The organism is Bradyrhizobium sp. SZCCHNRI1029, assembly GCF_032487555.1.
Taxonomy (GTDB): Bacteria; Pseudomonadota; Alphaproteobacteria; order Rhizobiales; family Xanthobacteraceae; genus Bradyrhizobium.
Map to the genome: position 1 here is coordinate 601800 of NZ_JAUEUK010000005.1, position 14207 is coordinate 616006.

Genomic DNA, 14207 nt, shown 5'->3' on the forward strand with positions numbered 1-14207 from the left:
GCGTCAGATCTTGATGTCGCGGTTGAACTTCTCGATCCAGGACGCGCGCTGCTCGTTGATCTTCTTCCAATCCTGGAACACGAACTTCTTCTTCAGCTCCGCGGTGTCCTTGGCCAGCACCTTTGCGATCTCGCCGGACATCGCGACCTTGGTGTTGGTCGGCACGATCAGATACGGTGAGTTCATCAGCGTGGTCTGCACCTCCGGTGACAGCGCCGCCTCGATCAGCTTGAAGGCAAGCTCCTTGTTCGGTGAGTTCTTGACGATGTGGATCGTGGTCTTGAAGGCGATCGCGCCTTCCTTGGGCGCCACGAACTCGACGGGCACGCCGCGCGCTTTCAGGATCTGGATGGCGTTGAAGTTGCCGGGCGAGATGTCGATCTGGCCCTGCTGGAACAGGGTCGCCAGCGCGCCGGGATTGGCGGCGACGGCGGCGAGGTTCGGCTTCAGCTCCTCCAGCGCCTTGAAGCCTTCGTCGACATTGGCTTCCGAGCCGCCGCGCATGCGCGCGATCTCGACCAGCCAGCCGGTGCCGAGCGTGGAGTTCAGATTGGTGATGCCGACCTTGCCCTTGAACTCGGGCTTCCACAGATCGGCCCACGAGGTCGGCGGCGTCTTCACCGTCTCTGGATTGTAGGTGAGGCCGACGACCTGGAAGAACGGCGCCGGGCCCATCGCGTCCTGCGCTTCCGGAATCAGGTCCTTGAAATAGGTGCTCTTGTCGGCTGGGTAGGGCTCGACGAGATCCTGGCCGATCGCGACCAGCGCCGGACCCGGGTCGTGCAGCATGACGTCGATCGGCGGATTGGCCTTGGCGGCGTTGACCTTGGCGATCTGGTCGACCGACAGCATCGGATCGAGCACGATCGCCGCATCGGCGTTGGCCTTGCGGAAGGCAGGGACGAGCACGGCTTTATGTGCTTCTTCCCAGCTGCCGGTGAAGGTCGCGAACACCAGCGGCCGCGCCTGCGCGAGGCTCAAGCCCGGGAAGGCGTGCATGGCTCCCAGCGTCAAGGCGCTGGTCAGGAGCCGGCGGCGATCAAGCATCATGTTCCACTCCGATGTGTCTGTTGGTCTATTGCGGGAAGACGGTGGCGAGGCCGGGTGCGATCGGTGCGACCCGCACCGGGGCGCCGGCCTCGCGCAGCGGCGTGCCGCCGGTGCGGGCCTGCGAGATCTTGATGCTGGATCCGTCCTTGGCCTTGATCTCGTGGACGACGGTGGCGCCGAGCGGCAACGCCATGCCGATCTCGCCGGCAAAGCCGGTGTCGTCGCTGACGAAGGTGAGGTGCTCGGGACGCAGGCAGACGGTGACCTTGTCTGAGGCACTGACCGGATGCGGTGCGCGCGCGATGATCTCGCCGCCGGCCTCCAGACCAACCTTGACACTGCCCGCGTCGGTCGCGATCACGGTCCCCTTCATCTTGTTCGCCGTGCCGACGAAGCTGTTCACGAACAGCGTCTGCGGTTGGTCGTAGATCTCGGACGGCGTGCCGAACTGCTCGAGATGACCATGGCTCAGCACGGCGACGCGGTCGGCCATCGACAGCGCCTCCTCCTGGTCGTGCGTCACGATCAAGGTTGTGGTGCCCGCCATGCGCTGCAGCCGCTTGACCTCGATCTGCATGTCGAGCCGCAAATTCTTGTCGAGCGCCGCGAACGGCTCGTCGAGCAGCAGGATCGACGGCTTGATCGCCAGTGCGCGCGCCAGCGCCACGCGCTGCTGCTGTCCGCCGGACAACTGCCGCGGCAGCCGCTCGCCGAACGGGCCGAGCTGCACCATGTCGAGCAGCCGCTGCGCTTCCTTGTTGCGCGTCGCCTTGTCGACGCCGCGCGCGGCGAGGCCGTAGCCGACATTCTCGGTGATCGAGAGATGCGGAAACAGGGCGTAGTTCTGGAACACGATTCCGACGGCGCGGCGGTTGGGCGGCAGCGCGTCGACGACGTCGTTGCCGATGATGACGCGCCCCTCGCTCTGGCCGATGAAGCCGGCGATGATGCGCAAAAGCGTGGTCTTGCCGCAGCCCGAGGGCCCAAGCAGGGCGATGATCTCGCCGCCTTTCACGTCGAGATTGATGTCGGAGACGGCCATCGTGCCGCTGGCGAAGCGGTGCGTGATCCGATCCAGAACGAGCGACTTGGCTTCCGATACGCTGGCCATGGGCTTCCTGCTCTATTCGTTTGAAAAAGCAAGAAGCGTGCCGCCTTTTCAGGCAGTGGCGGCTGCTTGTGTACAAAAGAGGATATGACAGGTACGCCAGTATTAAGATGCCATTCCAGCTAGGAGGCACGGGCGTGCGCCGACGGCGATGCGCTCCCTCGCCCCGCTTGCGGGGAGAGGCACGGATCGAGCAAGCCCACTAACAGTGCCGTCCAGCTAACCGTCGCGATGCTCCAGCCGTGCGGCCAGCGCCTCGGGCAAGCCTGTCGTCGGCTTCGCGGCGGGGCGGCGGAAGGTGCCGGCGGTGGCTTTGCGCATCTTCAAGGCGAGCAGTGCTTCGGCCTGCTTCACCGCGGCGATCACCTGATCGACCACGGGGACGGGAATGCGATGCGCGACCCGAGCGGCGAGCCCCGACAGTGGCGCGCCGGCGAAGATCAGGACATCGGCGTCATTCTCCTCGACCGCGCGCAGCGCCAGCTCGACCAGCAGCTCCTCCTTTTCATGCTGCACGTCGGAGATCTGCTTGAAGCTGCCGTCGAGCATGCGGATGCCGGCGCAGCGCTCCATCAGCCCGTGCATGCGCACGCACTCCTCGTACCAGGGGCCGAGCGCCTGCGCGAAGGTGACGATCGCGAAGCGCCGTCCGGCCATGCAGGCCGTCAGCATTGCGGCCTCCGCAAGCCCGATCACCGGCACGTCGAACAGCTCGCGCGCCGCGAACAGGCCGGGATCGCCGAACGCGGCGATGATCGCAGCGTCGAAGGTGCCGTGACGCTCCGCCAGCATCTCCAGTGCGACGGCGCCGCCGATCTGCGCCTCGGCGCGGGTGGCGATGTAGGGCACGCCGCGCGGCGCGGTGCAGGGGATCAGGGTGGTGCCGGGCGCAGCAGCCTCCCGGCCGACCTGCAGCATCAGGTCGGTGATGTCGGTGCGGATGTTGGGATTGAGCAGCAGGATGTTCATGGCGCCTCGCGAGTGGATATGCGAGCTTGCCCGAGGGATTGCCGCATTGTCCACAACGGTGGCCGTCAGAGCGCGCCCTTGACCACGATGCCTATCAGCGTGGCGAGCAGAGACAGTATTGCACCAAGGCTGAGCAGCCGCCGCAGCTTCAGGAACCAGGCCTGTCGATCGTCGCCGCCGAAGCTGAACTCATCGTAGACCAACGCGGTCAGCAGCGCGGCTGCGAGCAGCACCAACGCGGGCAGCGCCGGCAGCAACAGCGCGACCCAGCCGAGCAGGGACGGCATCACCCCCCAGCTCATGCGCGGCCAGCCTGCCAGCGCCGGCGTCTGCACGGCGACGCCCCAATGGATCGCGCCGAGAAAGCTCACGATGACCGCGCCATAGCCGATCTGCGCGCGCAGCGCGGCCAGCCGGATCGGATCGTCACCTGCGATCGCCAAGACCGCGAGGCCCGCGAACGGAATCAGCCCGGCGAGGCCGAGAATGCGCATCGGAGCGGGGACGCCGGACATCATGACGCTAGCCTCCGCGGCTCCTGGCGATCGCAGTGGGCGTCCGGCCGCGGTCGGATCGGCAGCGGTCCGAGCAGTATCTCACCTCGTTCCAGTCGCGTGCCCATTTGCGCCGCCACGCAAACGGGCGGCCGCACGCAGCGCATATCCTGGTCGGCAAGTCGGCCTTGCGCCGCATCTTCGGCATGGCGTCACCACGCGACCCAGATGCCGCGCCGGGGCAGGGCGGCATCTGCCGCCTCCCTGCCGGAACGCGTCGCAATCCGCTCGTCCGTCACGTTCGCCCTCGCCGATCAGTGCGACGCGCCGGCTCCGGCCGGCACCGTCCACGCTGAACAACGATCGATGAGCGCCGCCGGATCAGTGGCCCGCGGGGCGCTCGTGGTTGCGGCTCAGGCTTTGGTCACGTGGACGGCGGGCGTGGTACCGCCGTTCCACTTGCCCTCGATCGCGCGCTCGATCTGGGCGGCCAACTGCAGCAGCAGGCCGTCGTCGGCCTGCTTGCCGATCGCCTGGATGCCGAGCGGCAGGCCGTGCTCGTTGGTCGCGAGCGGCAGCGAGATCGCCGGAACGCCGCAGAGGTTGGCGAGCGGCGTGAACGCGAAGTTGCGCCAGAGATTCTCGAACCAGTCGAGCACGTCCGGATTGTCGCTGATCGTCAGATATTCGGTGGTGCCGATCATCGGGGTCGGCAGCGCGGTGATCGGGGTCAGGATGATATCCCAGTCCTCGAAGAAGGCGCCGAAGGCGCGCGAGGTGGTGTTGAACACCGCCTGCATCGCCGCGCGCTCGGCGAAGCTGGTATCGCGGCCGGCCTCCCAGATCCGGATGTTGATCGGCTCGATCAGCTCGGCCGGCGGCCGCTCGAGCTTGCGCGACGCGAGCAGGTTGTTGATGACGATCGCGAAGTTGGAGATGTAGCAGGTGGTCTGCGCCGCGAATGCGGCGCGATAGTCCACGTCGGGCAGCGCGTAGCCGACGTGGTGGCCGAGGCCCTCGAGGAACTTGCCGACACGCGCCAGCTCTGAAGCGATGTGCGGCGTGGCGCGATAGTCGCCCCATTGATGCGACAGCGCGATCCTGAGCTTGCCGGGATCGCGCTTGATCAGCTCGACGTAAGGCTCCGGCGTGGTCCAGTACGGCATGAACTCGCCCGGCGCGCCGCCGCGGCAATGGTCGACGAACGCCGCGGTGTCGCGCACGCTGCGCGACTGGCAGCCCTGGATCGAGACGAGGCCGGAGAGATCCGACAGATGCGGTGCGATCGAGAACACGCCGCGCGAGACCTTCAGCCCGATATTGCCGTTGACGCCCGCGGGAATCCGGATCGAGCCGCCGCCATCGGTGGCATGCGCGATCGGCACCACGCCGGCGGCGACCATCGCGGCACTGCCGGCCGACGAGCCGCAGGTCGTGTAGTCGGTATTCCACGGATTGCGCGTGACGTAGACGGCCGGGTTCTCGGCCGAGCTGCAGACGCCGAACTCCGGCGTGGTGGTGCGACCCATCAGGTTGAGGCCGGCCTTGCGCATCTTCGCCGTCAGGTGCGTGTCGGCGGCGGGACGGTTGCCGCGCATGAACAGCGAGCCCTGCTCCTGTAGGCGTCCGGCCATGGTCGGTCCGAGATCCTTCATCAGGAACGGCAGGCCGGCGAAGGCGCCGTCGGCATTGGCGCCCGCCTTGATGGGATCTTCGACGGCGTCGGCGAAGACTTCGACCACGCCCGATAGCGCGGGATCCACCTGGGCAATGCCTTCAGCCGCCTGCCGCGCCAGCTCCGCCGCCGTCAGCTCGCCGCTGCGAACGCGCGCCGCCAGCGCCATGCCATCATGCCGGGCCCACTCGTCCCAGCTCATCGCCAACGTCATCTGTCTTCCGATCCTTGCGCGCCGACCATCGATGCTACGCGTCCGAACGGTGCGATGATCAGGCGCTGTTCCACTTCCGGCGCCGCGAACCTTAGTTTGCACGAGAGCCAAGTCAATCAATCGCCCTGCATGCTGCCATACGATCCTATCATGCGGCGCGGCCGACCATCGTGCGCAATGAAGCCGACATACGAGCCGTTCCGGAAAACGGGACTGCGGCCCGCGGCGCCGGACGTTGACGCTCGTCAAGGCCGGCGCATGGCGCGCGTGCTTGATGCGGTCATGGATATCCTGACCTTCGGCGCGGCGGGCGCCGCGCTGCTCGTCACGCCCGGCCCAACCAACACGCTGCTCGCCACTGCCGGTGCGAGTCGTGGCGTGCGCGCCTCCGTTCATCTGCTGCTCGCCGAGCTTGCCGGCTATCTGCTCGCGATCGCGACGCTGCGCATCACGCTCGGTCCGCTCGTTGCGACCGCGCCGCTGGTCGGACATGCTCTCCGTGTCGTGGTCGTGCTCTATCTGCTGCACCTCGCGGCCGCGCTCTGGCGCCATGGCAGCAGCAGCGGCGCAAGCGATGCGGCGCCGGTCACCCTGCGCGGCGTGTTCATCACGACGCTGTTCAATCCAAAGGCCATCATCTTCGCCTTCACCTTGCTGCCGCCGGAAGGCGATGCGGCGAGCCTATGGCCGTTCCTGGTCGTGCTCGGGCTCTCGACCGCGACGATCGGAGGAGCCTGGATCGTGCTCGGCGCGACGCTGCGCTGCGGTCTCGGACATGTCGTGCCGGCGTGGCTCGGCTATCGCTGCAGCGCTGCGGCCCTGGCGCTGCTCGCCTGCGTGATCCTGGCGCCCGCCCTTGGCGCGCCATGAGCGGTTCCGCTTGTTACATTGTTGCTGATCGACAACCGCGCCGGCCACGTGCTATCCGCTCGCCGAACAGGGGGCGCGGTGCGCAGCATTGGCAAACGAGACATCACGAGCCGTTCGCGCATGCTGCGCCGGATCGTGGCTGCCTGCCTGATGCTCGCCTATGTCCTCGCGGGCGCGCTGCACGGCGCTTGTGACATCGACGTCGCCCATCCCTCCGCGGGCAAGCCGGAGATCGCGTCGCTGCTCGACCGAGCGGGCCACACCGATCAGCGCGGCATCGCCGACCATCATTGCCATGGCTGCTTCTCGGTGGCCGTGCCGCAGCCGCAGTTCGCCGCCGTCCCGGCCGAGGTCGTGGCCGCAACCGGCTGGGCCGTTCCCCTGCTCAGTGCAGGCGTCCTCCCCGAGTCCGAGTCTCCGCCGCCAAAACGCCTGAGCTGACGCAACGTGCCGGACGGCCGATGCCGTCCATCCTTGCCCGCCCAGACAGGTTCATCTCATGCCATTCCCCGGGATGGCTGCGCGTGCCATCGGCGCCGCAGCCCTGCTCGCTCTGTCCGTGCACGCCTCCGCGGCGCAGACGCTGACCCTCCGCGCGGCGCTGTCGCGCGCCCTCGCCGCCAATCCACGGCTATCCGCCGCCGACCGCGACATCGGCATCGCCTCCGGCCAGCGGCTCCAGGCCGGCGCGCTGCTCAATCCCGAGCTGTCCTACGAGCAGGACAATTCATTCGGCTCGGGTCAATATCGCGGCACGCGATCGGCCGAGACGACCTTGCAGATCAGCCAGGCGTTCGAATGGTTCGGCAAGCGCGACGCCCGCATCGCCGCCGGCCAGGCCGGCGTGCGCGCCGCCGAGATCCAGCGCCAGGCGGTACGGCTGGAGATTTTGTCGGAGACCGCGATCGCCTTCGTGACGGTGCTCGCCACGCAGCGGCGCATCCAGATCCTCGACGATCAGGTCGCAGCGCTCGATCGCCTGACGCCGCTGCTGCGCCGTCGCGTCGAGGCGGGCGCGTCGTCGCCGGCGGAGACCGGCCGCGCCGAGGTCGCCTCGGCGCTGGTGCGAGCCGATCGCGAGCGCGTCAAGGCGACGCTTTCGAGCGCACGCCGCGAGCTCGCCGTGCTGATCGGCGACAGCTCGGCGAAGCTCTCGGCCGTCACCGGGCGGTTCGATGCGACCGGCCAGCCGCCGGCGTTCCAGACCGTGATCGCGGCGATCGATGCCAATCCGCAGCTCGTCCGCTGGACCGCGGTCTACGCGCAGCGCAATGCCGAGCTGCTGCTGGCGCGGCTGAAGCCGTACCCCGACGTCCGCATCGGTGCCGGCTGGCGGCATTTCAACGACACGCAGGACGACGCCGTCAGGCTCAGCGTCTCCGTGCCGATCCCGGTGTTCGACCAGAACCAGGGCAACATCCTCTCGGCGCAGGAAAGCCTCGCCAAGACCGAAGCCGAGCGCAAGGCCAACCGCAACGCGCTGCTGGTGATCGCCGGCCGCGCCTACGACTCGCTGCAGGGCTCGCTGCGGGAATTGTCCGTGCTGCGCGAGATCGCAATTCCGAAGGCGCAGGAGGCGGCCGACGAGATCGCGCAGGGCTACAGCGCCGGCCGCTTCTCGTTGCTCGAGGTGCTGGACGCACAGGCGAGCGTGGCGCAGGCGCGGCTGCGCGAGCAGGAGGCGCTGCAGAACATCCATGTCGCCGTGGCGACGATCGAAGGCCTGGTCGGCCGTCCCTTCACCCTGGAACGGGAGACTGCGCGATGAGACCATCCACCGTCATCCTCATTGTCATCCTGGCGGCCGCCGCCGGCGCCGGCGCATCGCGCCTGCTGGTCGAGGCGGAGCCGCAGGCCCAGGCAACCGTCGGCCATGCCGATCATGCCGAGAAGGCACCGAAGGACCATGTCGAGCAGGACGAGCATGGCGCCGACCGCATCCGCATCAGCGACGTGAAGCTCGCCGCGGCCGGCGTCGCGCTCGCCGAAGCCGGCCCTGCGACCTTGTCGGATACGCTGGCGTTCAACGGCGTGCTGCGCGCCAATCAGGAAGCGCTGGTGCAGGTGACGCCGCGCTTTCCGGGCATCGTCCGTGCCATCAAAAAGCGCATCGGCGACACCGTCGCCAAGGACGAGCTGCTCGCCGCGATCGAGAGCAATCAGAGCCTGACCTCGTATGATCTCAAGGCGCCGATCGGCGGCACCATCATCGACCGCCAGATCTCGCTCGGCGAATACGCCTCCGAGCAGAAGCCGGCCTTCGTGGTCGCGGATCTCTCCACGATCTGGGTCGACCTGTCGATTTATCGCCAGGATCTCCGGCGCGTCCGCCTCGACGACGAGGTGCTGATCGATCCAGATGACGGACGCGGCGCGATCCGCGGCCACGTGTCCTACATCGCCCCCGTCGGCGCCAGCGAGACGCAGACCGCGCTTGCCCGCGTCGTGCTGGCCAATCCCGACGGCCGGCTGCGCCCGGGCCTGTTCGTCACCGCGCGGCTGGTTCTCGCCAAGCGCAGCGTCGCCGTGGCGGTCCGCGCGAGCGCGATCCAGACCCTGGAGAACAAGACCGTCGTGTTCGTGCGCGAGGAGGGCGACAAGATCGAGGCGCGCCCCGTGGTCACCGGCGAGTCCGACCCGACCTATGTCGAAATCCGCGATGGCCTCGCCGCCGGCGAACACTACGTCGCCGAGAACAGCTTTGTGGTGAAGGCGGAGATGGGCAAGGGGGAGGCCGAGCATGATTGACGCGGTCCTCGCGTTCGCCGTGCGCCAGCGCTGGCTGGTGCTGATCGCTGCGCTCGCCGCCGCCGGCTTCGGCGCCTGGAATTTCACCCGGCTGCCGATCGACGCCGTGCCCGACATCACCAACGTGCAGGTGCAGATCAACACCAAGGCGCCCGGCTACTCGCCGCTCGAGACCGAACAGCGCATCACCTTCCCGGTCGAGACCGCGATGGGCGGCCTGCCGAAGCTGGACTACACGCGCTCGCTGTCGCGCTATGGGTTGAGCCAGGTCACCGTCGTGTTCCTGGACGGCACCGACATCTATTTCGCGCGCCAGCTCGTCAACGAGCGCATCCAGCAGATCAAGGATCAGCTGCCCCCGGGCGTCGAGGTCGCGATGGGACCGCTCTCGACCGGGCTCGGCGAGATCTTCATGTATGCGGTCGAAGCCAAGCCCGGCGCCAAGACGCCTGATGGCACCGACTACTCGCCGACCGATCTGCGCACCATCCAGGACTGGATCATCCGACCGCAACTGCGCGGCGTGCCGGGCGTGATCGAGGTGAACACGATCGGCGGCTTCGAGCGCCAATTCCACGTGCTGCCCGATCCCGGCCGTCTGATGGCCTACAAGATCAGCTTCCGTGACGTGATCGCGGCGCTGGCGTCCAACAATGCCAATGTCGGCGCCGGCTATATCGAGCGCAATGGCGAGCAATATCTGGTGCGCGCGCCCGGCCAGGTCGGCAGCGCCGCCGAGCTGAAGGACATCGTGATCGGCGCCCGCGGCGGCACGCCGGTGCGCATCGGAGACGTCGCCGAGGTGACCGAAGGGCGCGACCTGCGCACGGGGGCGGCGACGCTCAACGGCGAGGAGGCGATCCTGGGCACGGCGATGCTCCTGATCGGCGAGAACAGTCGCGCCGTTGCGCGCCGCGTCGCCGCCCGGCTCGACGACATCGCGAAGTCGCTGCCCGAGGGCGTGGTCACGCGCACGCTCTATGACCGCACCCATCTGGTCGAAGCGACGATCCGCACCGTGGAGAAGAACCTGCTCGAAGGCGCCGCGCTGGTCGTCGTCGTGCTGTTCCTCCTGCTCGGCAACATCCGGGCCGCACTGGTCACAGCCTGCATCATCCCGCTGTCGATGGCGATGACCATCACCGGCATGGTCGAGAGCAGGGTGAGCGCCAACCTGATGAGCCTCGGCGCGATCGATTTCGGCATCATCGTCGACGGCGCCGTCATCATCGTCGAGAACTGCCTGCGGCTGCTGGCCCAGGCGCAGCATCGCAAGGGCGGACTGCTCACGACCGCCGAGCGGTTGCAGACCATCATCAGCGGCGCGCGCGAGGTGATCGGGCCGAGCCTGTTCGGCACCGGCATCATCGCCGTGGTCTATCTTCCGGTGCTGACGCTGACCGGCGTCGAGGGCAAGATGTTCACGCCGATGGCGCTGACGGTGCTGATGGCGCTCGGTGCCGCCGTGCTGTTCTCGATCACCTTCGTGCCGGCAGCGGTCGCGATCTTCGTCACCGGCAAGGTATCCGAGCGGGAGAACCTCATCATGCGCGGCGCGCGGCGGGTCTACGCGCCGCTGCTGCGCGGCGTGATCGCGCACCGCCTGATGGTCGTAGCCCTGGCCGTGGTGATCGTCGCGGCGAGCGGCTTTGCCGCGACGCGCATGGGCGGCGAGTTCATTCCGAGCCTTGACGAGGGCGACGTCGCGCTCGCGGCCCTGCGCATCCCCGGAACGAGCCTCACCCTCTCGGTCGACCTGCAGAAGGCGCTGGACGCGCGGCTGCGACGCATCCCGGAGGTGAAGGACGTGTTCACCCGCATCGGCACGGCCGAGGTCGCGACCGATCCGATGGCGCCGTCGCAGGGTGACGGCTACATCATGCTGAAGCCGCGCCAGGCGTGGCCCGACCCGGCGAAGCCGAAGGCGCAGCTCGTCGCCGAGATCGAGGCGGCGGCCGACGAGATCCCCGGCAGCAACTACGAGATCTCGCAGCCGATCCAGTTGCGCTTCAACGAGCTGATCTCCGGCGTGCGCAGCGACGTCGGTATCAAGATCTTTGGCGACGATCTCGATATCCTGCAGGGCGCGGCGCGCCAGGTCGAAGCCGCGATCCGCGGCGTCAATGGCGCGACCGACGTCAAGACCGAGCAGGTCGCGGGGCTGCCGATCCTGACGGTCAGGATCGACCGCCAGGCGCTGTCGCGCTACGGCCTCAGCGTGGCCGAGGTGCAGAGCGTGGTCGAAATCGCGATCGGCGGCAAGGCGGCCGGAAAGCTGTTCGACGGCGACCGCCGCTTCGACATCGTCGTCCGCCTCCCCGAGCGTCTGCGCGGCAATCTCGATGCGATCCGCGCGATCCCGATTCCACTGCCGGCGGGTGAGGAGGCGAATGCCGCGCCGCTGCGCACCGCCTTCTCCTCGGCCGCACAGCCGCGCTACGTGCCGCTGTCGTCGGTCGCGGCCGTGGCTTCGGCGCCGGGGCCGAACCAGGTCAGCCGCGAGAACGGCAAGCGGCGGATCGTCGTGTCAGCCAATGTTCGCGCCCGCGACCTCGGCTCGTTCGTGACCGAGGCGCAGGCCGCCGTCGCGGAGAAGGTCAAGCTGCCGCCAGGCTATTGGATCGGCTGGGGCGGACAGTTCGAGCAACTGGTGTCGGCGACCAAGCGTCTCACGATCGTGGTGCCGATCGCGCTCGCGCTGGTGTTCCTGCTGCTGTTCATGAGCATGGGTTCGTTCGCCGATGCCGCGCTGGTGTTCTCCGGCGTGCCATTGGCGCTGACCGGCGGCATCGCGGCGCTGCTGCTGCGCGGCCTGCCGCTGTCGATCTCGGCCGGCGTCGGCTTCATCGCGCTGTCAGGCGTCGCCGTGCTCAACGGCCTGGTCATCATCGCTTTCATCGAACGGCTACGCCGGGAGGGACGCTCGGTGCGGGCCGCGGTGGAGGAGGGCGCGCTGGCGCGATTGCGGCCGGTGCTGATGACGGCGCTGGTCGCCTCGCTCGGCTTCGTGCCGATGGCGATCGCGACCGGCGCCGGCGCCGAGGTCCAGCGCCCGCTCGCCACCGTCGTCATCGGCGGCATCATCTCGTCGACGATGCTGACGCTGCTGGTGCTGCCGGCGCTCTACGTGCTGTTCAGACGCGAGGCGCGGTCCGCGTCGGCATAAGCGGCATGCAGTTCCCGACTTGATAGCTGCATGCCGCCCGCCCGCGACGGCGTCGGGACCTAGTTGAAGGCCATCGGCGCCGCGCTGGCCATCCAGCCGTCGGAGCGTGCATTGCGGGCGAACCGCTGATATCTCGGCGCACGGGCCTCGCGCGTGACACGAGCCGCTGCGCCGAACATCGTGGAACCGCCGTTCGGGTTCACGATCGCGTAGCCGGCGATCGACCGCGGATGCTCGCGGGTGACGTGACCGCCGGAATTGCCGTCATGCACATACCAGACATTGCCGGCGACCTGCTGCTGCAGGATCATGACGTGGCCGGAGCGGACCGCCGCCATGCCCGGTGCGGGAGCCGCGCGTGGAAAGCGACGCCAGTTGGATGCGAGATTCAACTCGGGAATGACCCGGCCGAACGTGTAGAGCGACGCTTCGCAGCCGCAGAAGGCATGCGGGCATCCCGACGGCCGGCCACCGACGACGCGGCCCTCGCCGGGGATCGAGGCCATGGCGTTCATGAAGGAGTGATGGTGACGGTACGAGTAGTGATGATGATGGTGACGAGGACGGGCCTCGGCTTGAACGGAGAGAGCCAGCAATGCGGCGACGACAATTACAACGCGGTACATTCGGAGGACTCCTGTACACTGTGAAATCCCCCTGCCGCGCGCCAATCAACGTCCAAACATGTCCTCAAAGTGACCGAATCACCCCCGAGCCATGCAAATGCGGGACGGCGCTGCCCGCTCGGGCTGGTTCCAAATCATTCGAAGTGATTGACTCTCGACGTCGAGAATGACTCACAACAAATGGATGTTCCGCCTTGGGAAGATCAGACTACCTACTAACAGCGCGGCGACCGCGGCCGGCCTTCAGTCGTCCTAATAGCCACAAAGATGTAATGAGGATAAATAACATCCTCCACGCGTGCCGCGCTCTTGGGCATTCCGTTCCAGACCACGACAGGAGATCGTCATGACCACGTTCCGCGGCAGTTGCCTCTGCGGCCGGGTCGGCTTCGAGGTCGATGGGCCGTTCGACAACTTCCTCAATTGCCATTGCTCGCGCTGTCGCAAGGCCAGCGGCACGGCGCACTCCTGTGAGGTCATCGTCAAGGCGTCGGCGCTGCGCTGGATGCGGGGCAAGGCGAACGTCACACGGTTCGACCTGCCGCAGGCGCGCAGCTTCGCCACCGCCTTCTGCAGCACTTGCGGCAGCCCGATGCCGCATCTGACGCGCAGCGGCCGCGAGGCGATCATTCCCGCCGGGAGTTTCGACGAGCCGCTCGGCGCCGTTCCCGATCGCCATGTGCATTGGGCGTCACGTGCCGACTGGTACGTCGATGGTGACGGGCTGCGCGTCGAGGACTGACGCAATCAGAATGCCGCTCGTCGGGCGACTCATGCCCCTCACGCCGAGATCGGACAAGCCTGTCGAGGCTTCATATCCGCCCGATCGCCGCTGCGTCCGGAATCCGATTTCACGAGCAAGTTCAGGCTGATTTGGGCTGTCCAGTCCCGGCAGGAAAAATATCCTGCTTGGCAATTTCGGAAAATCGTGATTGTTTGTCGCTGTCCCGCCTCATCGACGAGGGGCGCTGCGCGGTCGTCACGAAGCGTGGAGGTGGGATGTGATGGGCGGGCCGGTTTGCAGCGTGGTCATTCGCGCGGACGAACAACATCGGCTCGCACGGTCAAGTCGCGTGGTCCTGATACTCCGATGCCAGTATCAAGCCTGCGCTGGCGCCAATGGCGCCGCGTGGGTGACGGTGACCCAAAAGCCCGGCGCACCGGGGAGAACGCGAAGCAGCCGTAGCGCCATCGCGCAGGGAGGGCCGGGGGCGGGCTCAAGCGGTGGTCGCAACACCAAGTGTTTTCATTCGTGACAGCAGCTCGTCAAGCGCTTCTGCTGGAGTT

The 14207-nt window shown here is 67.6% G+C and carries 13 protein-coding genes; 6 read left to right on the top strand and 7 right to left on the bottom strand.

Annotated features, from left to right (window positions below):
• Nucleotides 1-3: 3 nt before the first annotated feature.
• The 6 genes from QW861_RS17755 to QW861_RS17780 form a co-directional block, all read right to left on the bottom strand.
• A complete protein-coding gene (locus QW861_RS17755; protein WP_006615317.1) occupies nt 4-1050 on the bottom strand; it encodes an ABC transporter substrate-binding protein in 1047 nt (348 codons plus the stop codon).
• 25 nt (nt 1051-1075) lie between these two features.
• On the bottom strand, nt 1076-2161 hold the full coding sequence (locus QW861_RS17760) for an ABC transporter ATP-binding protein (protein WP_315825895.1): 1086 nt from the start codon (nt 2159-2161) through the stop codon (nt 1076-1078).
• Between the two features lie 216 nt (nt 2162-2377).
• Nucleotides 2378-3127, bottom strand: coding sequence for an aspartate/glutamate racemase family protein (locus tag QW861_RS17765; protein ID WP_315825896.1), 750 nt, complete (start codon nt 3125-3127; stop codon nt 2378-2380).
• A 65-nt stretch (nt 3128-3192) separates the two neighbouring features.
• The gene (locus QW861_RS17770; protein WP_315825897.1) at nt 3193-3645 is read right to left on the bottom strand and encodes a DUF3429 domain-containing protein; all 453 of its coding nucleotides are present in this window, start codon (nt 3643-3645) and stop codon (nt 3193-3195) included.
• Nucleotides 3646-3649: 4 nt separating this feature from the next.
• The gene (locus QW861_RS17775) at nt 3650-3829 is read right to left on the bottom strand and encodes a DUF2256 domain-containing protein (protein ID WP_315713691.1); all 180 of its coding nucleotides are present in this window, start codon (nt 3827-3829) and stop codon (nt 3650-3652) included.
• Between the two features lie 205 nt (nt 3830-4034).
• Nucleotides 4035-5510 (bottom strand): amidase, encoded by a 1476-nt coding sequence (locus tag QW861_RS17780; RefSeq protein ID WP_316172715.1) that lies wholly within the window; start codon nt 5508-5510, stop codon nt 4035-4037.
• A 282-nt stretch (nt 5511-5792) separates the two neighbouring features.
• Between QW861_RS17780 and QW861_RS17785 the strand changes: the two genes are divergently transcribed.
• Genes QW861_RS17785 through QW861_RS17805 form a run of 5 tightly spaced genes read left to right on the top strand, consistent with a single transcriptional unit; the run spans nt 5793 to nt 12294 of the window.
• Nucleotides 5793-6380 (top strand): LysE family transporter, encoded by a 588-nt coding sequence (locus QW861_RS17785; protein ID WP_316167309.1) that lies wholly within the window; start codon nt 5793-5795, stop codon nt 6378-6380.
• A 21-nt stretch (nt 6381-6401) separates the two neighbouring features.
• A complete protein-coding gene (locus QW861_RS17790) occupies nt 6402-6821 on the top strand; it encodes a hypothetical protein (RefSeq protein ID WP_315752156.1) in 420 nt (139 codons plus the stop codon).
• Between the two features lie 58 nt (nt 6822-6879).
• Nucleotides 6880-8148 carry a divalent metal ion exporter subunit IhpA gene (gene ihpA / locus QW861_RS17795; protein ID WP_316167311.1) on the top strand — a complete coding sequence of 423 codons (1269 nt, stop codon included), beginning with the start codon at nt 6880-6882 and terminating at the stop codon, nt 8146-8148.
• The gene (gene ihpB / locus QW861_RS17800; RefSeq protein WP_315713695.1) at nt 8145-9128 is read left to right on the top strand and encodes a divalent metal ion exporter adaptor subunit IhpB; all 984 of its coding nucleotides are present in this window, start codon (nt 8145-8147) and stop codon (nt 9126-9128) included. Before ihpA ends, ihpB begins: the two co-directional genes overlap by 4 nt.
• Nucleotides 9121-12294 (top strand): CusA/CzcA family heavy metal efflux RND transporter, encoded by a 3174-nt coding sequence (locus tag QW861_RS17805; protein WP_316172714.1) that lies wholly within the window; start codon nt 9121-9123, stop codon nt 12292-12294. Before ihpB ends, QW861_RS17805 begins: the two co-directional genes overlap by 8 nt.
• A 59-nt stretch (nt 12295-12353) precedes the next feature.
• On the opposite strand, the gene QW861_RS17810 is transcribed toward QW861_RS17805, so the two are convergent.
• Complete coding sequence (locus tag QW861_RS17810) at nt 12354-12920, bottom strand: hypothetical protein (protein ID WP_315825903.1); 567 nt, start codon at nt 12918-12920, stop codon at nt 12354-12356.
• Between the two features lie 346 nt (nt 12921-13266).
• On the opposite strand from QW861_RS17810, the gene QW861_RS17815 reads away from it, so the two are divergent.
• Entirely contained in the window at nt 13267-13662 is a 396-nt protein-coding gene (locus tag QW861_RS17815; RefSeq protein ID WP_316172713.1) for a GFA family protein, read from the top strand.
• Nucleotides 13663-14207 lie beyond the last annotated feature (545 nt).

Excerpts from the sequence above, each read along its gene's own strand:
- QW861_RS17755 (WP_006615317.1), bottom strand. The coding sequence starts at position 1,050 with ATGATGCTTGATCGCCGCCGGCTCCTGACCAGCGCCTTGACGCTGGGA.
- QW861_RS17760 (WP_315825895.1), bottom strand. The coding sequence starts at position 2,161 with ATGGCCAGCGTATCGGAAGCCAAGTCGCTCGTTCTGGATCGGATCACG.
- QW861_RS17765 (WP_315825896.1), bottom strand. The coding sequence starts at position 3,127 with ATGAACATCCTGCTGCTCAATCCCAACATCCGCACCGACATCACCGAC.
- QW861_RS17770 (WP_315825897.1), bottom strand. The coding sequence starts at position 3,645 with ATGATGTCCGGCGTCCCCGCTCCGATGCGCATTCTCGGCCTCGCCGGG.
- QW861_RS17775 (WP_315713691.1), bottom strand. The coding sequence starts at position 3,829 with ATGCCGAAGATGCGGCGCAAGGCCGACTTGCCGACCAGGATATGCGCT.
- QW861_RS17780 (WP_316172715.1), bottom strand. The coding sequence starts at position 5,510 with ATGACGTTGGCGATGAGCTGGGACGAGTGGGCCCGGCATGATGGCATG.
- QW861_RS17785 (WP_316167309.1), top strand. The coding sequence starts at position 5,793 with ATGGATATCCTGACCTTCGGCGCGGCGGGCGCCGCGCTGCTCGTCACG.
- ihpA (WP_316167311.1), top strand. The coding sequence starts at position 6,880 with ATGCCATTCCCCGGGATGGCTGCGCGTGCCATCGGCGCCGCAGCCCTG.
- ihpB (WP_315713695.1), top strand. The coding sequence starts at position 8,145 with ATGAGACCATCCACCGTCATCCTCATTGTCATCCTGGCGGCCGCCGCC.
- QW861_RS17805 (WP_316172714.1), top strand. The coding sequence starts at position 9,121 with ATGATTGACGCGGTCCTCGCGTTCGCCGTGCGCCAGCGCTGGCTGGTG.
- QW861_RS17810 (WP_315825903.1), bottom strand. The coding sequence starts at position 12,920 with ATGTACCGCGTTGTAATTGTCGTCGCCGCATTGCTGGCTCTCTCCGTT.
- QW861_RS17815 (WP_316172713.1), top strand. The coding sequence starts at position 13,267 with ATGACCACGTTCCGCGGCAGTTGCCTCTGCGGCCGGGTCGGCTTCGAG.